At 49.9% G+C, this 20,123-nt stretch carries 15 protein-coding genes and 1 tRNA gene; 10 read left to right on the top strand and 6 right to left on the bottom strand.

Annotated features, from left to right (window positions below; translation table 11 throughout):
• Positions 1-98: 98 nt before the first annotated feature.
• The 3 genes from ACZ50P_RS09145 (at position 99) to ACZ50P_RS09135 (ending at position 8,169) form a co-directional block, all read left to right on the top strand.
• Positions 99-1,787 (top strand): hypothetical protein, encoded by a 1,689-nt coding sequence (locus ACZ50P_RS09145; RefSeq protein WP_464130718.1) that lies wholly within the window; start codon positions 99-101, stop codon positions 1,785-1,787.
• Positions 1,788-2,001: 214 nt separating this feature from the next.
• The gene (locus ACZ50P_RS09140) at positions 2,002-7,794 is read left to right on the top strand and encodes a hypothetical protein (protein ID WP_464130717.1); all 5,793 of its coding nucleotides are present in this window, start codon (positions 2,002-2,004) and stop codon (positions 7,792-7,794) included.
• A 12-nt stretch (positions 7,795-7,806) separates the two neighbouring features.
• Positions 7,807-8,169 carry a hypothetical protein gene (locus ACZ50P_RS09135; RefSeq protein WP_464130715.1) on the top strand — a complete coding sequence of 121 codons (363 nt, stop codon included), beginning with the start codon at positions 7,807-7,809 and terminating at the stop codon, positions 8,167-8,169.
• A 42-nt stretch (positions 8,170-8,211) separates the two neighbouring features.
• Here ACZ50P_RS09135 and ACZ50P_RS09130 read toward each other — a convergent pair.
• A tRNA-Val gene (locus tag ACZ50P_RS09130) sits at positions 8,212-8,287 on the bottom strand.
• A gap of 121 nt (positions 8,288-8,408) precedes the next feature.
• On the opposite strand from ACZ50P_RS09130, the gene ACZ50P_RS09125 reads away from it, so the two are divergent.
• Positions 8,409-9,020 (top strand): glutathione S-transferase family protein, encoded by a 612-nt coding sequence (locus tag ACZ50P_RS09125; RefSeq protein WP_464130714.1) that lies wholly within the window; start codon positions 8,409-8,411, stop codon positions 9,018-9,020.
• A gap of 17 nt (positions 9,021-9,037) precedes the next feature.
• Here the strand turns inward: ACZ50P_RS09125 and ttcA are convergent, their stop codons facing one another.
• Positions 9,038-9,820 (bottom strand): tRNA 2-thiocytidine(32) synthetase TtcA, encoded by a 783-nt coding sequence (ttcA, locus tag ACZ50P_RS09120; protein ID WP_464130713.1) that lies wholly within the window; start codon positions 9,818-9,820, stop codon positions 9,038-9,040.
• A complete protein-coding gene (locus tag ACZ50P_RS09115; RefSeq protein WP_464130711.1) occupies positions 9,795-10,859 on the bottom strand; it encodes a mechanosensitive ion channel family protein in 1,065 nt (354 codons plus the stop codon). The genes ttcA and ACZ50P_RS09115 overlap by 26 nt, the downstream gene beginning before the upstream one ends.
• Before the next feature lie 111 nt (positions 10,860-10,970).
• Between ACZ50P_RS09115 and ACZ50P_RS09110 the strand changes: the two genes are divergently transcribed.
• Positions 10,971-12,539, top strand: a complete 1,569-nt coding sequence (locus tag ACZ50P_RS09110) for a hypothetical protein (protein WP_464130710.1) — start codon at positions 10,971-10,973, stop codon at positions 12,537-12,539.
• 198 nt (positions 12,540-12,737) lie between these two features.
• Complete coding sequence (locus ACZ50P_RS09105; protein ID WP_464121273.1) at positions 12,738-13,445, top strand: L,D-transpeptidase family protein; 708 nt, start codon at positions 12,738-12,740, stop codon at positions 13,443-13,445.
• Between the two features lie 59 nt (positions 13,446-13,504).
• Here ACZ50P_RS09105 and ACZ50P_RS09100 read toward each other — a convergent pair whose 3' ends face one another.
• Positions 13,505-14,467, bottom strand: coding sequence for a hypothetical protein (locus ACZ50P_RS09100; protein WP_464130709.1), 963 nt, complete (start codon positions 14,465-14,467; stop codon positions 13,505-13,507).
• 115 nt (positions 14,468-14,582) lie between these two features.
• Between ACZ50P_RS09100 and ACZ50P_RS09095 the strand changes: the two genes are divergently transcribed.
• The 3 genes from ACZ50P_RS09095 (at position 14,583) to ACZ50P_RS09085 (ending at position 17,830) form a co-directional block, all read left to right on the top strand.
• Positions 14,583-15,281 carry a PilZ domain-containing protein gene (locus ACZ50P_RS09095; RefSeq protein WP_464130707.1) on the top strand — a complete coding sequence of 233 codons (699 nt, stop codon included), beginning with the start codon at positions 14,583-14,585 and terminating at the stop codon, positions 15,279-15,281.
• A 63-nt stretch (positions 15,282-15,344) separates the two neighbouring features.
• The gene (locus ACZ50P_RS09090) at positions 15,345-17,180 is read left to right on the top strand and encodes a hypothetical protein (RefSeq protein ID WP_464130706.1); all 1,836 of its coding nucleotides are present in this window, start codon (positions 15,345-15,347) and stop codon (positions 17,178-17,180) included.
• A 98-nt stretch (positions 17,181-17,278) separates the two neighbouring features.
• Positions 17,279-17,830, top strand: coding sequence for an RDD family protein (locus ACZ50P_RS09085; RefSeq protein WP_464130704.1), 552 nt, complete (start codon positions 17,279-17,281; stop codon positions 17,828-17,830).
• Here the strand turns inward: ACZ50P_RS09085 and ACZ50P_RS09080 are convergent.
• A complete protein-coding gene (locus ACZ50P_RS09080) occupies positions 17,807-18,973 on the bottom strand; it encodes a class I SAM-dependent RNA methyltransferase (RefSeq protein WP_464130703.1) in 1,167 nt (388 codons plus the stop codon). The genes ACZ50P_RS09085 and ACZ50P_RS09080 overlap by 24 nt on opposite strands.
• Positions 18,974-19,037: 64 nt before the next feature.
• Between ACZ50P_RS09080 and ACZ50P_RS09075 the strand changes: the two genes are divergently transcribed.
• On the top strand, positions 19,038-19,478 hold the full coding sequence (locus ACZ50P_RS09075; protein WP_464121265.1) for a hypothetical protein: 441 nt from the start codon (positions 19,038-19,040) through the stop codon (positions 19,476-19,478).
• Here the strand turns inward: ACZ50P_RS09075 and ACZ50P_RS09070 are convergent.
• Positions 19,475-20,113, bottom strand: a complete 639-nt coding sequence (locus ACZ50P_RS09070; protein WP_464130702.1) for a hypothetical protein — start codon at positions 20,111-20,113, stop codon at positions 19,475-19,477. The genes ACZ50P_RS09075 and ACZ50P_RS09070 overlap by 4 nt on opposite strands.
• Positions 20,114-20,123 lie beyond the last annotated feature (10 nt).

The following is a 20,123-nucleotide window of genomic DNA, read 5'->3' as shown; positions in this document are numbered from 1 at the left end:
TCTGAAATTTGGGAATTTTCGACTGTGATGTAAGAATTTAGCATTTAAGATCAAATCAAGACTTAAAATTCAGACTCTTCGTTCCGATGGGGCAGGCTATGAACGTGGGTCCACTGCAAAAAAAGATCACGACTAAACTAATAATGGGTTTATCCTTGCTGGGGTTGATCTTTGTGGGTGCGTATTTGCTTGGGCCAGAGCAAGCTAACATCAGCCCTGTGGATATCGAGCTTTTGCAACCAACGCCTGAACAGATTGTGTGGGGGCGGGAACGTGATGTCTCATTTGCCTGGAAATTTAAAGGTAATCCGGACCAGATGCCATCGACTTTTGAAGTTGAGGTTTCAAGCGATCCTCAATTCTCTAAAATCGTGGCCAAGAGCCAGGCCGGAACTTCTTCGGCCTCTTTGAGTTTAAACACCCCTGGCGTCTATTATTGGCGCGTGCGTGGGGAGGGCATTGAACCGGCCGGTAATCCTGTTTCGTCATTCTCACTTTATCCATTGCTGGCACCAATGGTGTTTGCAGATGCCACTGTTGAAATAGATCCGGACGAGCGTGGGCACATGAAGAACCCGATGATCTTTGTCTGGACCGATCCGTCGTTGAGCTCAAGTTATGATTTCCAGATCAGTGACGTTCAGGATTTCAGTCGAGTCGTGCACGCTGAGGAAACAACTAAGAGCCGATTGCTTCTTCCAAACCTGAAGGTGGGAACGTATTACTGGAGAGTGACTTCACGTCATCCAGAGCGTGCTGATTTGGTTTCCAAGATTGGACATCTTCATATTCGCGCCAAAGACTCGCACACGCCGGTGACTCCAGATCTGGAGAGCACAGAAATAACTCAGGCATCGAATGTGTCCACCAAAAAGAAAATTCGCACGCGGCAGGCTCCCGTGGCCTCGGTGGATCTTCCTTCTGAAGTTCCTACAGAAGTGGCAGCTTCAGCCCCTGAGGATCGCCCTGTTGAAGAGACTTTGCGTCTTCCTGAGTTGGCGGCGCCGCCAGATGTGCGGCGGGTTTATCTTTATTTGGGAACGGGTGCAAACTATCTTTCGATGGAGCAAATAAGCTCGGACAACACCGAGTCGGGGAAGTATGCAACCTTAAAAGGGCCCACGGCCATCATAGGGGCACAAATTCACTTTAACGAGCAGCATTCTTTGGAGTTGCAGTACAACTCTTGGCCGGGAGAGGTGCGGGCAGATCCAGCAATGGCGACCCTGCGGGAAAACACATTTAACTGGAACTCTTACCTCGCGGAATATCAATACCAGTTTTCCAGCCAAGGGCCTCGTCGGTACAGTCTGCTTTTAGGTTTGCAGCGGCATGAGATCCCTTTCCTGAGCACCGCAGGTGATGGCGTTGTGGATATTCTGCAAAATGATTTTATGAATGGGTCCTTGGGTTTCAAAGTGTCTCATCTTGGCGATTCCGGATGGGTTTATGAAGCGTTCTTGCGATATCAGCACCCTCTCAGTGCGCAGTCAGCCCAGGGATATGACTTTACGACTTCTCCAAAGATGATGTTTGACGGTTCATTGGGAGTGTCCCGTAAATTTGGCGAGCATCTGCGTGTGGGAGCGTATTGGTTCGGACAATACAATAGTTATGACTATACTTTTGACCGTGACGGTTCTCCGGTTTCAGGAACCCAATCCCTGTTAAACTCAAATATTCAAGTGCGATTCGGCTGGGAGTTCCTTGGCATTCTTTCTGTCGGTGTGATTCCCCTTGTGAGACGGCGTGCTCGCAAGAAAAAACCGAAAGCGAAATCACATTAATTCGAATAAGAAAATACTCAAATTCGTAATATGAGAATTGTGGTGCTGCTGCCACATTTTAGGAATGAAGCAGCACTTTTTTGCGAGTGAGTTAAGGATTGTAACGAAGGGATCCGATAAGAAGTTTCAAGTGATGGGAGATTGTACGTTGAGGAATCATCAGTTCTTAAAAAGAATATGTCAGCAGTGGAGATCTGTCGCAGGTCTTGTTGGCATGATGATCTTAACTGCTTGTACAGATCAATTTTTGGCGTGGACGCCAAAGGCTGTGGATATATCGGGAAAACTCTTGGTGCAGCCCGCGGGGACCCTGCAAAACAAAAGCGCCAATTCAGTCGCGGAAAGTTTGTCCTGCTCTGGTGCGACGGCCAAAATTTATAAACTCGACTCAAATGGTGAAGTGATAAAGCCATCCCTGGGGGAAAAAACTCTTTCTGCTGAGGGGACATACTCTTTTAACGCCGACGAAATAGGGGTGAAGATCAGTCAAGGCCGCCCTGAGTTTCCTTTGGTGGTGAACATCGAAGCTTGTGGGGATGTTCTTAGTCGTCCTGTGACGGGAATTAAAGATCAGGATGTGTCCCAGGGATCTACACTGCTGGGATATATTTTAAATACCGGCGAAAAAAAGAAACTTGTCGAAAGTCTTCTGACCAACAAAGAAAAAATCGAATCCATGATTTCGTCCCTGCAAAATGCGGGGACGGTGGAAGAAGCCTATAACAATCTGACAGCAAATTCGGATATCCGAGGCACCTTTGTGGAGATCCTTGGTGTTGAACCGATGATCCTGGCAGAGGCGTCCCCGCAGATTCTGTCTCTGGAGATTCCGACAACGTTCCGCGAGCTTCAGGCCGGTTCAATGACTGTCAGTGCCAGTCATTGGTCACCTTCGTATCAGACCGTCTATCTGTGGAAAATCGATAACACCAACCATTCCACGAACGCCAGCACCACTTACACCCCTGGGGCCAACAGTCAGGGGGCGCACACGATCCGGTTGTATATCGGTAAGGACGATGGTTTGGGTGGTTTGGATTTGACGAAACCATACAAAAGCATTTCACAGGCGATCGTGGTGGAAAACGAAGCTCCAGCCACAGCTCCGGCCTTGACTCTGGTGACCGCCTCGCCCACGAGCGTAAATAATATCCAAGTTGTGATAAACACAGGTGCGGGACTGGAGAATTGTGCCAGCTTTTCAAAGTTGGCATTGACGGTGGATGAACCGACGGCTCCGCTTGATTTGTCCCGCTACAACATCACTTGCAGTCAGGCTGGATCGCAGACCCAGGCAGTCACGCTGCCATCAGGCGATGGAAGCAAGGTGCTTCGCCTGTGGGCCCTGGACGCCAGTAATAATATCTCCGGGGTGGCAAGTTCCGCAAATATTATTCTGGAGCAGAATCCACCAGTGGTGACCCTTCAGAATCTGGCCAGTCTTATCCGCGGTGGCTCCGTACAGAATGTGGCATTTACGGCTGTGGATTTGGGAGTCGGCGTGGAACAGGTGCTACTGGAGTACGCTCCGGATGGCACCACCTTCTCTGAGTTAACCTCTTATACCAACCCTAGTGCAACCTCTTGGAATTTCTCGTGGACAGTGCCTGTTCAGAACACAACAACGGGAGCTTTAAGAGTGCGGGCCCGGGACCGAGCCGCAAACTGGAGTGAGATCAAATCTGCAGTCTTTGAAATTGATAGCACGGCTCCGAGTCTGAGTCTGACGTCTTTGAACTCGGGATCTTATCGTGGTGGCAGCACTCAGGATATCACCTGGAGTGCCAGCGATCTGCACCTGTCGGCGACGCCGATAAAGATTGAATACTCTGCGGATAACGGCAGTACATGGTCTTCTATTGTTGCGGCCACGGCCAACTCGGGAACTTATTCCTGGGCCCTGCCGACGATGAATTCATCCGTCGTGCGTATCCGTGTGACTGCGACAGACGCTGTTGGTAATGTGTCCCAGGCTTCTTCGGCGTCGGCAATAACCATTGATTCAATAGCTCCGGCTCTGCCGACGGTCAGCTTGCTCAGTGGTGTCTATTCCAACAGTGCCACTGTGAACCTCAGTCTCTCGAGTTGTTCCGATATTTCAAAGATTCTGATAAATGAATCTCTGGTGACTCCGGGAGCCGGTGCGGCGGGATGGCAGGCTTGTAGTTTAACTCCATCCTATATTGTTTCGGGTGAGGGACTTCATACTCTGCAGGTGTGGGTTCAGGATTCTGTGGGCAATGTGAACTCCAGCTCGGTCACAAAAAGTATGACATTGGACACGACCGCTCCATTGGTCTCTTTGACCTCTTTGAACTCGGGAAGCTTCCGAGGAGGAGAAGTGCAGAGCCTCACCTGGACTGCCAGCGACATCAATGTCTCTGCGACTCCGATAAAGCTTGAATATTCCAGTGACAATGGTGGTGCATGGACGGCAATTCAGACCAGTATTTCTAACAGTGGATCCTATGCGTGGACACTGCCTTCGATAAATTCCAGTCTGGTCAAGGTGCGTGTCACCATGACAGACCTGGCAGGGAACACCAACAGCGCGACGTCGTCAGGCAGTCTGGTGATTGATAGCACAGCTCCTTCGGCCTTGAGTCTGACCCGCACCTCTGGCAGCCCTAGCAATTTATCCAATGTGGAGATCTCTGTGTCGGGTTGCTCTGGCGATGCCACCCACATGATCTTTAGCGAATCAGCCAGTACTCCGGCTTTAGCATCCCCGAACTGGGAAGCTTGCGGAGCTGGAAAAACTTTTGTGGTTTCAGCAGGAGATGGAAACAAGACAGTTTATGCGTGGGCCAAGGATCTTGTCGGCAATGTCTCGGCAGTATCGTCCGTGGTGATGAATCTGGATACCACCGTGCCTTCGTTGGCTTTGACAACCTTCCAGGCTGGGGCCTTCCCAGGTGGTACGACAAGGGCCATCGCCTGGAATGCATCGGATATGAATTTTACGGCGACACCGATTCAAATTGAGTATTCCCAAGACAACGGCACCAGTTGGCAGACGGTCACTGCGGGTGTGGCGAACTCCGGGAACTCATGCACGGTCCCCGTGGGCAGCACGGGCTGTTATAACTGGAGCCTTCCCTCAATTGACAGCACTCAGGTGAAGGTGAGAATCACGGCCCGGGATCAATTAGGATACGAGTCTGTGGTGACTTCGTCTGTGGCTCTGACTATCGATTCCACGCCACCGCTGGTAAACTCTTTTGCTGTGAATAGCGGTGTGGCGACGACCACTTCCAGCACGGTCCCCGTGGGACTTTCTGCCCAGGATAATATTTCGAAAATCAGTCATTTCTGTTTGAAGTACACGATGGGTGTGCAGACGCCCTCGGCACCCGCTGTCGATGATGCCTGCTGGGTGGCGGTGAATGCGCCTTCTCCGGGTGTGAGTCCGGCCTTGAGCATTAACTTCAGCGGTTTCTATTATGCTCTGGGTTTGACCAATGGTCATTACCGGATTTTCTCATGGGTAAAGAGTGAAGCGGGTCTGATCTCAGAACTGAGTGCCGCGGGCAATGGTACCTTGGGTGTGGATCAAGGAGAAGTGGAGTATGCTCCAGGAGCGCCAGCGACGGTTGTTAACGTGATCGGTGTTGGCGCAGACACTCATGCGACGCCTCCCACATCGACTGAAACGACGGTCGCGGCGGGGCAGACTTTGATAGTGAAGTGGAAGATCACTGACGATGCGGCCCTTCCAAATAACAATATTAAGATCTATTACACTCTGGATGAGAAGAACTACACCTTGAAAGCGGAGAATATTTCCAATCAGGCCAACGGTGGTTGTTCGGTGGATGGAGTGAACTATACGGGTTGTTATGTGACGACGTCACCTTCTTCGGCCTACTTTAAATTGCGATTGTCAGTCTTGGATTCTTCGCAGAAGGTGTCATTGGCCAGTGCTTTACCCAACAATCTGGGCGCTTTCCGGGTGTTAGCGGGCAACACCGAAACTGGAATTGGAGGCAGTGCCAACAGTGCGGTCTTCAATGTGAATTCCTCCGGGACCACGTCCGGACTTCCAGGAACCCTTGCCATCACCGATGACGGAACTGTGTTTGTTCGGGACACCCTTAACGGAATCCTGCGTATCAATCCTGCGACGGGTCTTGTGGAAAGCTTTATCCCCACAACCGGAGTCATAAATGATGGTCCGATTGGAACGGCGACATTACGTAATGCCAGTGCCCGCATCAGTGTGGATTTTGCCAATAATCTTCTGATTATGGACTATGACCGTATTCGCAAAGTGAACCTCACAACAAATACAGTCTCTACGCTGATCGGTGGAGGTTCGACCCGGGCTTCTGGCACAGCGGCCAGCAGTTTCCAACTCACGGTCTCTTCGGGATGTAATACTTGCACCCTGACGGCTTTGCCAAATGGAGACATCTTGTTCTTTGATGGATTGAGCACAGAGAAAGTGATCTGGCGCTATCAGGCCTCGGATCAGAAAGTTTATGGCTTGCCTATCTCAGGGACCGGGATGACGGGGCGTCCGGTTACAGATGATATTGCTTCTGCAGATTATCTTTTCCGCCACTTCTCGGCGGCATTTGATGTGACGAGTTCACAGATCACGACGCTCATTACTCAATTCCACCCGACGGTTTGCCCCGGCTGCGGCGCCAATGGTATTCCCGCATTTATCGATCCAAATACGGGGCAGACAATCACATCGCCGACTCCGCCAAATTTCCAAAGCGGCAACTTTAAACCCAGTGTGACTGCGCGGGATGGAAAAATCTATTTAGTCTCTGTTGAAGGCAGTCGACGTCTGGGACGATACAATGCTGACACCAACACCTGGACGCCGGTTCTTGGGACGGGTGCGATCGGATTCTGCGAAGACGGGATTGATGCATTGGCTTGTAATGTGAATATCATGGATGCCTTTGTGACCTCCGACAGTCGCATCTTCTTCATCGACAACGGTCTGGTTCGAACAGTGGATAGTGAAAACAAAGTCCGCACCTTGTTCGGGCAGCGTTTGACCTTTGGTGATGGCGGTTTGGCCGTTTCAGCCCGCATTCAGACAGCAAACTTCTTCGACTTCACATCCTCTGGAGATGTTGTTTTCATTGATGGCATTCAGAACGTCATCCGAAGATTCGCTCCGGGTGGCAATATCAGTCTGGTGATGGGGAATGGCAATGCGCAGAATGCAACCAGCGGATCTCCGGCAGTCACCTCGCCATTGACAGGGTCTTGGTGGGGTGGTCGTTATCAGGTCTTCGTGGATAAAGCCACAGACGATATTTACGTCAACCAGGGAAGTTGGATCGGTCGTATTTCAAATGCTGATGGCAACATCTACCGCGTGGTGGGATTGGGCGGAACCGGCTACTTTGTGGCGGATGGTTTGCCAGGATCTTCTATCAATGTGACAGGGGGCGAGAGTGCTCAGTTGATGGCTGTTACCAACGGGAAGCTGTTGGTGGCGACGAGTTCACGTAATGCCAGTGCACAAAACTATCGCTGTTTCATGAAAGAATATGACATTGCCAACAGCTTTACGCAGTCCCATGTCGCGGGTAATGAGAATCTTTGTGTTAATTCCTACCCAGCAGACGGCACCACCACGGCAACGGCAGATACGGGGAACATGTCTTCGAATCTGCATATGCCAGCGCAATGGAGTACGGAGCTTATGGGCTGGATCTCCCCTAGAACCGGCACTACAACTTTAAAAGCCTATGTTCCCGGCGGTGTGATTACGACGGTGAAGTCAGGTTTGCCGCGAATGTATTCGTCCATGACGGTGGTTAAGAACGCCAGTAATCAGAACGTTCTGTATTATTGCGGCGGAGGGCGTATTTATAAATACAACGTGGCCACCAGCACTGAAACCGCACTTCCATGGCCAAGTTCTGCTTATGTTTGTAACGGATATTCAATTCACTACAATGCCGCTCGAGGAACGGTTGTCTTCCCGATCGTGCAAAATGGCCTGACTTCTTTGGTTGAGATTGTGGACACCCATTAAGGTGATGACGGTATGAAGAAAAAACCTTTGACAAGAAATCTTGTGATAACAGCCGTGTGGACGACCTTGATAGTCTGCGGTGTGCTAGCGGTGACGTCCTATCAGGATTACCATCGTCGGCACAGTCTGGGCACGGATCAGGCTAGGGTGGTGCAGGATCTTGGCAAAGAATGGCTGCAAGAGGCCCAGATGCACAACCGCGTGGCTATCAGTAAAGTGTCTTTGAAAAAAGATGCGGATGATAAAATCGTGGAGGTGCGGGTGTATTTAAACACGTCAGAAAGCTTAAAAGAGAATTATCAGGAAAAGCTGATTGCCTATTTGAATTATCGTGGCATTACGCAAACCGGTGTGCCTTATCAGTTCTTGTTTTGATCTGGAGAGGAGAACTTAAAGATCAGGCAGAAAGAAAAAAAATGGTGCGAATAACTGGACTTGAACCAGTGACCTCTTCCATGTCAAGGAAGCGCGCTACCAACTACGCTATATCCGCACAATGCAAAAAATCTATCTGAATAGTACCGACCCGGCAATCATAGATGCACTTGGTCAAGAGTCCCGTTTTGCAGAATATGGACCTATGCTCTGGGGGTTAGTCCGCAAAGGAGATCTGAATGATTGAATTCTATACCGCTCCCACTCCAAATGGTCGGAAAGTCGCTATCATGCTTGAGGAACTCGGCCTGAAATACAATGAGCACAAGATTAACTTGAAGGAATTAGAGCAAAAGCAGCCTCAATTCCTGGCAATGAATCCCAATGGGAAGATTCCCACTATCGTTGATCCCGAAGGCCCACAAGGGAAAACCACGGTCTTTGAAAGTGGTGCGATTCTTTTTTACCTTGCAGAAAAATACGGAAAATTCATTGGAAAAAGTCTGACGGAAAAAACTCACGCCATGCAGTGGGTGATGTTCCAGATGTCGGCGATCGGACCGATCTTTGGAAATTACTATTACGGTCTGAACACCTTAAAGCCGCATAATCCCGGCTTCATCGAGCGGTTTGAAAAAGAGGCGCTGAGACTGTTAGGGGTTATGGAAATGCAGCTTAGTGATAACGATTATTTGGCGGGGCCCGAGTACACCATCGCCGATATTGCCACCTATCCTTGGATTGCCGGGTTTATTCATGCCCAGCCGAAATGGTTCGAGGATAAAGCGGCCATCAAGGCCTGGGCGACTGGTTTAGCAGAGCGCCCGGCCATCAAAAAAGCGATGGTATAAGCAAAGTTTTTTGCTGATTATGTCTTCAGATTTTTGAAATCCCAGAGCTCTTGATCCATCAACTGGCTGGGTTTCACATTCGACATCGCTGTCTGAATGGAGGCGTAAATGTTCGGGATCTCTTTTTCGAGGTCTCGAACCAGTCTTTTTACGCGCTGGCGTTTTAAGCCATCTTGTGACCCGCACAAATTGCATGGAATCACCGGGAAAGCCCAGGCAGCGGCCAGTTCTTCAATATCCCTTTCTGAAACATAACACAACGGGCGCACCAGAATATTGCGCTCGTCATCGGATTTCAGTTTTGGTGGCATGCTGGCAGTTGTCCCCACATAGAACAAATTCAACAAAGCAGTGTGAACCACGTCATCGCGGTGATGGCCCAAGGCCAGTTTGGTAAAGCCATTGTCATGGGCAAAATCATACAGAATCGCCCGGCGCAGACGGGAGCATAAAGAACAGAAGGTTCCACCCTGAACTTTTTCTTTCACGATGGAATAGGTGTCTTTTTCAATGACATGCAACTTCACACCCAGGCTTTCAACCCAAAGTTTGAACTGAGTGGCATCAAAGCCCGGCTGTTTTTGATCCAAAATCCCGGCTTCGATTTGAAACTTACGCTCAGAACGTCGTTGGATCTCAGTTAAAAGAGCCAAGAGAACGCTGGAGTCCTTGCCGCCAGAAACGCAGACCATGATTTTGTCGCCGTCTTCAATCATGTTGAAGTCGTTGAGCGCCTGCACGATCTGCTTGCGGATTTTAATCGCTAAGGGGTGTTCAAAGTTGACTGCTTGTGTTGTCATGGCCCGCTGTTTTATCCGATAGCTCAATGACTTGTCGAGCTAATTTCAGGCCCTGAGCCTTCAAAGCCTCGATTCCACGCACATAGACCTTGTCGCCGATATTGAACTGAGATCCGTAATTATCGATAAAGTAGATAATTTTCAGTTCCACCCAGTTTTCATTGGCGTCACTGACATAGGCCCACGGGGCTGGAATGCCGCGGATTTCACCAATACCGGCCACCGTTCTTTCCAGAATCTGCTTGGCCAGCTCAATATTTTCCCCATAGGCCAGGCGGAAGATCTGACGGCGGACAATGGGATTCTCCGGTGGAGAGAAGTTGGAAATCTGAGCATTGGCCATAAAACGATTCGGAAAGGTGATCAACTCGTCGGAAAAACCCACCAGTGTGGTGGAGCGCCAGGTGATCTCACGAACCTGACCTGTGGCTTTCTGAATACCACTCGTAATTTCCAGCCAGTCGCCGATTTCAAAGTTGCGATCAAGCTGTAAAGAGATCCCGGCAAAAAGATTTCCCAGCGTGTCTTGCAACGCCAGACCCAGAATCACGGAGGCAGCAGCAGACGTTGCCAGTAAAGGTCCCAGCTCCAAACCAAAGACGTGAGTGATACCCCAGAACAATAATACGATCGAAAGAATCAGCGAGAAAATGTTCACCAGCAACAGTGGAACACCGTGTTTCATCGAGCCCAAAAACAGGTATTGCAGGACGATCAGACGGGAGGTCTTAACAAAAACAATATTGCCCCAGAGGAACGTCAGAAAGGCGATGTAGGGCATAAACTTGCCCAATCGACCCAGTTGGGGTTCTGAAGTTTGCAGAAAAATGAAAGTCAAAAACAGGAAAGCCAAAATGATGTAATGACGCAGCAACGTGCGGAAGTGATTGCGGATACTGCGATGGCGTTCGTCGGAAGCTTCCTTGAGGAAGAACTTATAAAACACCCAGGTGATGGCAATAAGGCAGCCCAAAAGGATAAAAGGCTCCAGCTCCAGAAGTCCGTAAAGTGCCTGAATTTTGATAAACTTTTCTGCCATGTTTTTTAGTCCCTCGTGAACTTCGATTATAGTGACTATTTTTTAGTCTAGTCGAGTCTAAAATTCTTCCTGACCGTAATCTGTCGCAGTCACCCAGCCGATAAGTTCGGTATGAAAAACTACGGAATGACACTGTTATTAGGGATGATGATGACGGCCTGCGCTCCACAAGGGTACGAGGCCATGAACAATATTGCTTCCAATGTCACAAATGACATTGCCTGTAAGGATTCAAAGCTGGAGATGAAGCTTTGGGACGGTTTGAAGGAACATCTGATTGCACAAAAGGAATTGCCATCCGCCGAAGCTTTAAAGCAGGCTTTGCGTGATCAAGTGCAAAAACTGGCAGATGAAAACCCCCAAATGCGCCAAGAAGATCAAGAACGTCTGAATGCTGATCTTGAACGGTTGGTGGTGTCTTTGTTGGAAGAGGCCCCGAAGGGGGAGCGTGTGGAAACACCCGAACAACTTTTGATGCTTTTGTCGGCTATTGACGTCGGCGACCGCTCCACAGTTTTCCGTTCCTACATGCAGGATAAAGTTCGTGGGGACTTTGCCCGTTTGAACAAAACCATTGAAACTTTCGATCTGAATTGCCCTTCAGGTGACAGCAGTCAGGACAACGCCTCTTCCGGCACGCCGTCCACTCCTGATGAAGGGGGCGAAGATCAGAGCAATAACGTGGTCGAAGAGCTCCCTGCAGAAGTGAACCGCGATTATGCCTACCACAAAGCTCAGGCTCTTAGTGCTGGAGAATCCCTGGCAGTCTTTGGCGCGCGTTGGGCCTTCGCCACGACTTATCAAACGTGCCAAAGCGTGAGCCTTCCAGACATGGACGCGCAAACGCCGGACTTGCAAGGTATCAAGATCACAGGCAAGCATTCGGATGGCGTGGGCAGCAAACGAGAGATTGCCAGCTTGTCACAAGTGCAAAACACACATCCCTATATCAAGAATGTCACCAGTTATGGCGAAGGCTGCTTTAATGTGAAGTCCAATCCTTTGATCTATGATTACGGTGGAAAACCTTACGGGACCACGGCTGCAGATTCAGCTATTGATATGTTTAAAAATAACGGCGACGGCACCAAGGTTCTGGGGATTGACTGTTCCGGTTACGTTTACACGTCCATGGCAACAGCGGGCTTGCGCCTGAAGGCGGGCCGCGCTTTGAAGGCATCGGATTCCTGGGCTTGGGGTTCTAGTTCTTACGTGGAGCCTCAGAACAACGGCCTGACTTGCCTGAATAAGATCTCTGTGACGCCGACGACATCCTTGAAAGCGGGGGACATCGTGGCGGTGTACGGTCACGTTCTGATTATCGATAAAGCGGGTGCAGATCCTTTTGGTATTCGCAATGCGAAGACAGAAAGCGATTGCTCCAAGTTGAAATCTTCAGGTTTTGATTTCACGGTGGCACAAAGTTCACCAAGCAAAGGAGGAGTGGGTATTAACTTCTTCGATGCTCGTGTGTATCTGCCAACAAGTTCCAAGATGCAGACAGGTATGGAAAAATACGCTTACTATGCATGTCTTGCGAAGGTGAATAACAAGACCTACACGCCGAACCTGGGAACCCTGTCAGTGGTTCGCCACAAAGGGACGGCCGAGTGCATGGCTCCTCGTGTGAAGATGGCTCGTGAGTCTTGTATCCAGGGCTGCTCCTCCTTGCGTCGCTAATAAATCCAACTGCTATAATTCCGGTTTACAAGCCCCTTTCCCATGTGGATGGGGGCTTTTTATATGGGGCTCTGGAGGCCCAAAATAGGCGACTGTCGAGGTCTTGGACAGCCGCCTTGGATTTAAACGCTTTTCCGGGGCGGCCTTAAAGTTGCTGATTGGAGCCTGTGGAATAATTTCCGAGGATGTGAGGTCTTCATGAAACGATTGGTCTTGATAGCGACTTTGTTGGGATTAACTCAAACGGCGCTGGCGAATAAGTACGACTGCAAAAATATCGATTATATCGGTGAAGATTCGGCTTTGGTGGACCTATCCAACGAAACTGTGGCCTCACTGCAGAAAAAGAAGATCTCTGGAAACCGTATTGTGGTTTCAAAAGAGGGTAAAAAGCTGTACCTGTTTAATGGGGACACTCTTCTCAGAGCGTACCCGGTGGCTTTGGGGCGTTCTCCGTATGGAGACAAACTCAAAGAAGGCGACAATAAGACCCCTGAAGGAAAATACATCGTCGATTTCAAGAAAAAACAAAGTGAATACCATCGCGCGCTGCACATCTCTTACCCAAATCAAGAGGACCTGGCTCAAACCAAAGAGCTTTCCAAAAAGACTGGTCAAGAGCTGAGTCCCGGTGGAGATATCATGATCCATGGTCTTCCGAATGATGAAACCTCACAGACGCTGGTGGGGTTGGCTCATCCGATTATCAACTGGACTCGTGGATGTATTGCCGTGACGAATGCCGAAATCGAAGAGCTGTATGCTTTGGTTCCGGTAAAAGCGGAGGTGGAAATCTGCCCCGCTCGCGAACGAGGTGCGACCTCGAACCCTCTTAAGATGGCTGAAGACATTGCTAAACAGGAACCCGAACTAAAAAACATCAGCATCCCGGGTAAAGCGCAATAACACTTTAATTCCCAAAACACACCGAAGACCCCCGGAGCAATTCCGGGGGTCTTGCTTTTTTAAAGACACTGCGATTTATAGTATTTCATCAAAGCCGTTTCAATCAGGCTGCGATCATATTCATCCACTACAAAAACACCCAGGGCGGCCTGGGGGTCTTTCACCTTAGCAAGTCCCCGCACGATTTCCGGGGCAAAGAAATCCTCTTGGCTGGCGTCATAAGTCAGAATCTGATCTCGCAAGGGTTGATTGGAATCATAAACCACAATCTCAGTGCGGCCATTGCTAAGAAGGCGGAACGACTTGGCAATCACAACGTGCTGGCTCATTCGGGTGGGGCGCAGAATCAGCAAGGTCATGCGGTGGGATTCCAGATTGTTCAGAATCTGGTTGCGGGTGAGTCGATTTTTTTTGGCGCTGCGGGCATCATCTCCAATCACCAACTTCAGGTTTTTTGCGAATTCATGAAAGCGCTCTTTCTGATACTGTTCAATGTCGCCCTTCCACGATCGGTACAAGGACTTTCCTGCCCCTAGATTCTGCGTATAACCATACTGCAGACCCGCCCACAAAGGGGATGTGTTTTTCCAGGTCGGGTCTTTCTGGGTGAACACTTTAAAATCAGTGACGGGGGATTCTTCTATTCGCTTTAGATACTTGGTCAGATAGGGCCTGCTGCCGCGAACCATATCCAGAATATCTGAAACCCGGGCTGAGTCCTGCGGATGATTCCATCGCGCCAGATAGAAAAACAATCTCTGTGTGCGCGCCAAGGACCAACAGGCGGCCAAGTCGTAAAGTTTAGTTGCAAAAGGCCAGTTGACGGAAAGATTGTGATACTGGCTGGAGAAAGCCTCCGGCCTGATACGTCGATAGATTTCGTCCGTGGAAACCCGCGAACAGGCCAGGTTCTCGACCAAAGAGTCGGAAATCACCTTGTGGGGTGAGGCTCCGGAACGGGGACTCAGCAAAGTTAAAAGAAGGGCGACCGAGAGTAAGGGAGATAAAGCTTTTTTGTTCATAACTAAGGTCTAGAGACCTCAAGAGATGATTCCCGGTCAAGTTGCTTTCGTTTAACATACTTTTGGAGGTTTCATGGAAAGTGAGCAATTAAAAAGGCCAACAGGAGTTTACCTATTGGCGATTCTTTTTATTCTTGCTCCTTTGGGGAACATCTTTTTAAGTCTTTGGGGTGGTGGTGTTGTCAGTTGGCAGCATCCTCTGCAGTGGCTGTCTGCTTTAAATTCAATTACAACGCTGGATTGGTTATGGCTGGGGCTTTTGTGCCTGACAGGAATTTTGTTGCTTCGACCGCACAAGGCCACGTGGTCCCTGGCAATCGGTACTTTGATGTTGGTGCTGTTTATTAATCTGTACCGCTGGGGTAACGGAGAGTTCGAGGAAAGTGGTGCCTTGATTCACGGGCAACTTTTTATTTCGTGTCTGATCACGGCGTTCTTTTTGTTGCTGGCATTTTATTTCCGCTTCCCCTATCTGGATCGTCGTGCGCAATGGATGTTTCAAGCGGCCGCTCGCTATGAGTTGCGAACGCGGGTGGATGTGGTGGCGCAGGATATCTTTACTGGGGTGACAGAATCGGTTTCCTTAAGCGGTGTCCGGGTTCGTCTGCAAAGGGATCTGGAAAAAGCGCAGGAGTTGCGTTTTGTGGATGTGATTTTTCCTGACGTTCGTAACATTAAGGTTAAAAGTCGAGTCGTGGAATATCGCGACAATGTACTTCGCCTGAAGTTTAAGGACCTTACGGGTCGGGATCGGACCTATTTGCAGGACTGGCTGCGGTCTCAACTTGAGACAATGCCGGAAAATCAAGGTTAAGTCCGGGTTCTTGTTAAGTAATTTGAAAAGTGTACCGAAAAGACTCAAAAGCATGAGGTCGTTATGAGATGGATGTTTAAACCGAAGTCATTAGTAAAGAGTGTTGCTGCATGCGCGTCGGCGTTTACGATGTGTATGGCTCCTGTTGCGCAGGGCGCGGCTGCGAAGGATCAGAGAAAACTGATCAATCAATACTTGAAGGAGACTGGGCTCACTACGAAGAAAATGACTGTGGGTGAATTCTACAGAATGGTTCGCCACGTTTATCCGCAAAAACTGCGTGGGCAGATGGATCAATGGGTGGCGCTGAATCGTCACGAAATGATGCCTGCGGTGGAAGCCTCCAGCTATAAAGACTCCAGCGGAAAAGAACAAGTGCGTTTGACACTGACTCATGCCGGTCAAACGACGACTTTGACTTTCACTGGTGATGAGGACACTCCGTTAAAAGTTAACGGTGTTTCTTTCGGTCGCAAAGAACTGATGAATTATAACAGCTTCAACAAGATCGCCGGTAAAATGGCCAAGCTGGATCCAGTGGTGGCTAAGGCCTTGAAAACCGGCAAGCAAAAGCCTTTGAGCAAAAACCTGCGTCTGACCTACAAAGAGTTCAATCAGCTGACTCCGCGCCAAAGAGCGGAGTACTTCGTGCGTATTCGTGGAGCCATGGAGGCTGCGCAAAGAGTCTATCAGGTGATCTATGGCGCTCAGGCCATGAATGAGATGAAAAACAAGTACGAGTGGGTGTATCAGACGTTCTTCGGTGAGGAGGCTTATGCGGCTTCCAGCAGCCTGACGGGCAAGCCTTGTATCGTGGCAGGTTATAAATCCACTTACGGTGAAAACGGTTCCTGCGGTGGCTCCAGAAGCGGAGCTGAAGATCTGACTCGTCAGATGCGCGGCATGAACGCGATGTGCTCTGGCAACGCGGTGTCTTGTAACCCGATGGTGTATGGCTATGATGGTAACGGCTCCCCGCACTGCGTGAGTCGTTCGGATGTGAAGTATGCCACTCGCGTTTGTAATCAGAAATCCCCTCTTCGTCGCGGTGATATCAAGTCCGAGAGTGAAGACAAGAAACGTATTATTGAATCTTACTTGAAGAAAAATGGTCAGGACATCAATCTGGTTCTGAATGAGGAAGGGAAGATTTCCCAGGAACAGTTTGATCAGATCTCCAAGTATTTGGGTGATCTTGAATCCTTCATCCAGACGGCTGTAGGTGCGTGTGACCAGGCTCCGTTGAAAGACATTCAAAAACATCGTGAAGACCAGGTGTCTGCATGTAATGAAATCAGAACTCGTGCGTTCTCGTTGCAATCCTTCGTGGTTTCTCCGGAACCTCTTCCACCTCCAGGTCCGGTGGCTGGCGACTGTTCAGTAAACAAGCCAGGCTCAGTGACAGGTGCTGACGGTAAAGGTTGTGTGTGCCCTGAAGGCACGAAAGAGTCTGAACCAGAAGAAGGAAACTCTCAACCGACTTGCGTCGTCATCGAAACGGGCGGCGAAGGTGAGTTGCCTGATGGTAAAACTGAAGTAGGTCAGGGTGCCGAAGACAGTTGTGGCTTCTGGTGTCGTAATAAAAACTGGATCATCCCAGTGGGCGTGGGCTTGTTGGCTCTGGGTGCCTTCTGGTGGTTGTTCAGCAAGAACAAGTCTAAGTCCAAGGACAACACCAATGACTACGTGCCACCAGTAGCGCCGCCAGCTCCAACAGCCACAGCGACAACAACGGTGACTCCGGCTCCAGTGGATCCACCTCCAACGGCTCCATGTCCTGCACCGAACAAGTTGGTTAATAATGTCTGTGTGCCGGTGGTGGTGACGCCTCCGCCGACTCCGGACTCCGAAGGTGGCACTTTGAATGACGGCTCCATCCGCGCAGGCGGGGTCCGCTAAGGAACCACAACTGAATGAATATCGACAGACATCAAGATAAAATCATTCCACAGCGGGCTCCCCAGCAAAGGGAAGCCCCTGTGCCGTTAAGGGGGCCTGTGGTCCGGCGTCGCCGGGCACCGGCAACGCCAGCCCCTTCGCGTGTAAACGGTCTGTTTAAGAACCGTCAGGGATTGAGTTTTGAACAAGGCACGGGTTTTCATGGCGGCCCTTCTCGTCGTAAAGGGGCGCGTCTGGCTTTGTGGTCATGGCTGGCGTCTTTTATCGACGGCCTGATTCTGATCGCCTTAAGCTGTGTCTTTATGCTGATGTTCTCGCTGATGTTGAATACCCCTGTGGGGCATGTGCTGAAAGGTCTGTCGCACAGTCGTCATCAGATGATCTTCTTTGCTGAAGTGTTTGTGGTTTTTGCCTGGTTTTATATGATCACCATACGCAGCCTGATGGGCTCAACGATCGGTGAATGGGCGTGTGATCTGCGCTTGGGGCAGCCGCACGAACGATTGCATGTCAGTTATGTCTTCAAGGTCGCCTTACGCAGCACTTTGATTCTGATAACGGGAATTGTGACACTGCCACTTTTATCTGTGGTGTCTGGAAAAGATCTGGCGGGTTCTCTGTCCGGATTACGCCTTTTTTCTTTGAAGTAACGTTAAAACCTCATAGTGCGATGTTTGCGGAAACTGATCCAGGATATAAAGTTCCTGGATCTGATAATCGCATTCATTCAGTGTTACCAGATCCCGGGTCATAGACTCCGGGAAGCAAGACATATAGATGAAGAACTCCGGTCGCTGTGGCAACGACAGTTCTTTCAGTGGATTCAGAAAATTCATCAGCCCGGAACGCGGAGGATTGGCCAGGATCAGATCGAAGTCAGAAAAATCCTGTGTCAGTTTTTTCTGAAAATCACCGCGATAAATCTGCACACGATTTTTAAGATGTGCCAGACTGGGGGGAAGTTGATCCAGAGAATGCTCCAACCCCTGCAAGGACAGATCATCAATTTCACAAGCCAGCAGACTGTCGGCCTCCGACAATGCCGGGAAGGTCAGATTGCCAATCCCAGAGCCAAATTCAATCACCCGGGACGAGGGCGCCTTTTGCACCCATGAGGCAATCACATCGCAGATCAACTTGTTGGCTTTGTGGCTGGGTTGAGTGAAGCTCGCCACCTGACAGTATAGATCCACCGGGACCTCACCCACCCAGGATTGAAACCACGTATGGTGTTCCGGATCGCGCAGTTTGAATTCAGCCCCGGTCCAAACCGGCACTTTGCGGCGCTGGCCAATTTCCACAAAGGCCTGGGCCTGCAATTTCTTTAAAATATTCTGTTCATCCAAAAGGGTTTTGATATCGATATTGGCCAGGTCGATCCACACCCCGCGGCGTCCGTGCGGGGCGATACGCAGCCGGAAGGAGCCTTTCTTAAAGGGCCACTGGATCTGGCGGAAGTCCGTCAGCCAGGATTGCAATTCCGGTGAAAGCTGGGCGCAAACTTCAATATCCAAAACCTCGTGACGGTCCTTGCGATAAAGCCCCAGGCGGCCGTCTTGCAGACTGAAATCCAAACGGTCCCGCAGGTGCGAGGCGCCCGCTGAGAGGGTCTTAATATCTGCCGGAAGGGGAATGTTTGCCCCCTTAAGTAGCTGCAAAAGCTCGGCCTTTTTTCCTTCTATCTGGTCTTTGTAGGGCCTTTCCAGAAGCTGGCAGCCGCCACAGTCCTGGGCGTAGGGACATTTCACCTTGAGGTCTTTGTCAAAGGTTTCGAAATCATGGAAGTTTGGCATTGAATGCTTGCCCCGGCCGGATTGCTGTTATATCAAAACCACATCTTAGCAAAACTTAGGGGGAATGGTGAGAATTTTATTGCTTGCTGGCATCATGATGATCTTCGCCGGAACTGCCACTTTGGCGGTCGCCAGTAACCCTTGGATGCGCGCATGCCGCATTGAAGAAGGCCAATTCTGGGTTCTTAAGGCCGGGTCTGAGGAATACTCCATGTGCTTCTTTGGGAACGCCGCCATTGGAGCCGAGGCCCTATTCATGTTTAAAGCTAAGACGGGTACGACCGAAGCCCTTCAGGCTTACAAGGGGCGCAACGCTTCTTCAGCTCGCGGTGGTGTGTGTGGTTCCTTTGATGCGGAGGTTGTTCAGGGTAAAGACAGCGAAGGTCAGACCTTCAATCTTTGTCAGTTTTCAGATCATTCCCTGATTGAAGAAACAACTTTGTGGATGGGCCCGGGGTCAGACGACAATCAAGGCCTGGATAAAGCGTTGTCTAAGACGTACTAGTTTTTCTTCTGCTCTTCGGGGCGCAGCGAATAGATGCAAGAGCTGGCGTCCTTGATCACACCATCTTCAAAGTGAAGATCTTTTTTGGTAAATCCCAAAGTCACATGCGGATAGAACTGGTCAGGGTTGAAGTCTTCAGCCTTGCCGCCTTTTGAAGTGTAAAGCATGTGAATCGCCTTACGAATCTGGAAAAGACGATCAGACTCAACCACAGCGTAATAAGTGCTGTCTTCTTTGACAGTCCCTTTTCCCACACACAGCAGGTGATACGGGGCTTTTTGCAGATCCATTTGTTCTGCCAAAGCGTGGATCTCGTTCATGGAGATTTTCTTTTTTAATCGGCTGAATTCCACAGGATTGACGACCGTGATGTGAGCTTCGCCCCGGTGCTGCAGGGTCACGTGCTGGTTTTTCTCCACCTCATGGCGCATTTTTTCAAAGGCCGCATAGGGAAGATCCAGGGAAAGGTAACTTTTGGATTTTTCCTTGTGCGAAGAAACTGATGCGACACTTCGGGTGGCCTGTGGCTTTAAGTCTTCATTTGAGTACGAAAGGGAGGAAAGAGCATAAGGGGATTTACTGGCGCAGGCAGTCAGTGAAAGCGAGATGATAACCAAGTGAAACGCACGCATCATGATTTCCCTT

The sequence above is a fragment of the Bdellovibrio sp. CKG001 genome (genome assembly GCF_055397465.1).
The sequence above is the reverse complement of the archived record's forward strand: the minus strand, read 5'-3'. Positions and strand labels throughout refer to the sequence as shown.

Excerpts from the sequence above, each read along its gene's own strand:
- ACZ50P_RS09080 (WP_464130703.1), bottom strand. The coding sequence starts at position 18,973 with ATGCCAAACTTCCATGATTTCGAAACCTTTGACAAAGACCTCAAGGTG.
- ACZ50P_RS09135 (WP_464130715.1), top strand. The coding sequence starts at position 7,807 with ATGAAGAAAAAACCTTTGACAAGAAATCTTGTGATAACAGCCGTGTGG.
- ACZ50P_RS09090 (WP_464130706.1), top strand. The coding sequence starts at position 15,345 with ATGAGATGGATGTTTAAACCGAAGTCATTAGTAAAGAGTGTTGCTGCA.
- ACZ50P_RS09145 (WP_464130718.1), top strand. The coding sequence starts at position 99 with ATGAACGTGGGTCCACTGCAAAAAAAGATCACGACTAAACTAATAATG.
- ACZ50P_RS09140 (WP_464130717.1), top strand. The coding sequence starts at position 2,002 with ATGATGATCTTAACTGCTTGTACAGATCAATTTTTGGCGTGGACGCCA.
- ttcA (WP_464130713.1), bottom strand. The coding sequence starts at position 9,820 with ATGACAACACAAGCAGTCAACTTTGAACACCCCTTAGCGATTAAAATC.
- ACZ50P_RS09100 (WP_464130709.1), bottom strand. The coding sequence starts at position 14,467 with ATGAACAAAAAAGCTTTATCTCCCTTACTCTCGGTCGCCCTTCTTTTA.
- ACZ50P_RS09105 (WP_464121273.1), top strand. The coding sequence starts at position 12,738 with ATGAAACGATTGGTCTTGATAGCGACTTTGTTGGGATTAACTCAAACG.
- ACZ50P_RS09115 (WP_464130711.1), bottom strand. The coding sequence starts at position 10,859 with ATGGCAGAAAAGTTTATCAAAATTCAGGCACTTTACGGACTTCTGGAG.
- ACZ50P_RS09125 (WP_464130714.1), top strand. The coding sequence starts at position 8,409 with ATGATTGAATTCTATACCGCTCCCACTCCAAATGGTCGGAAAGTCGCT.
- ACZ50P_RS09070 (WP_464130702.1), bottom strand. The coding sequence starts at position 20,113 with ATGATGCGTGCGTTTCACTTGGTTATCATCTCGCTTTCACTGACTGCC.
- ACZ50P_RS09110 (WP_464130710.1), top strand. The coding sequence starts at position 10,971 with ATGAAAAACTACGGAATGACACTGTTATTAGGGATGATGATGACGGCC.
- ACZ50P_RS09075 (WP_464121265.1), top strand. The coding sequence starts at position 19,038 with ATGGTGAGAATTTTATTGCTTGCTGGCATCATGATGATCTTCGCCGGA.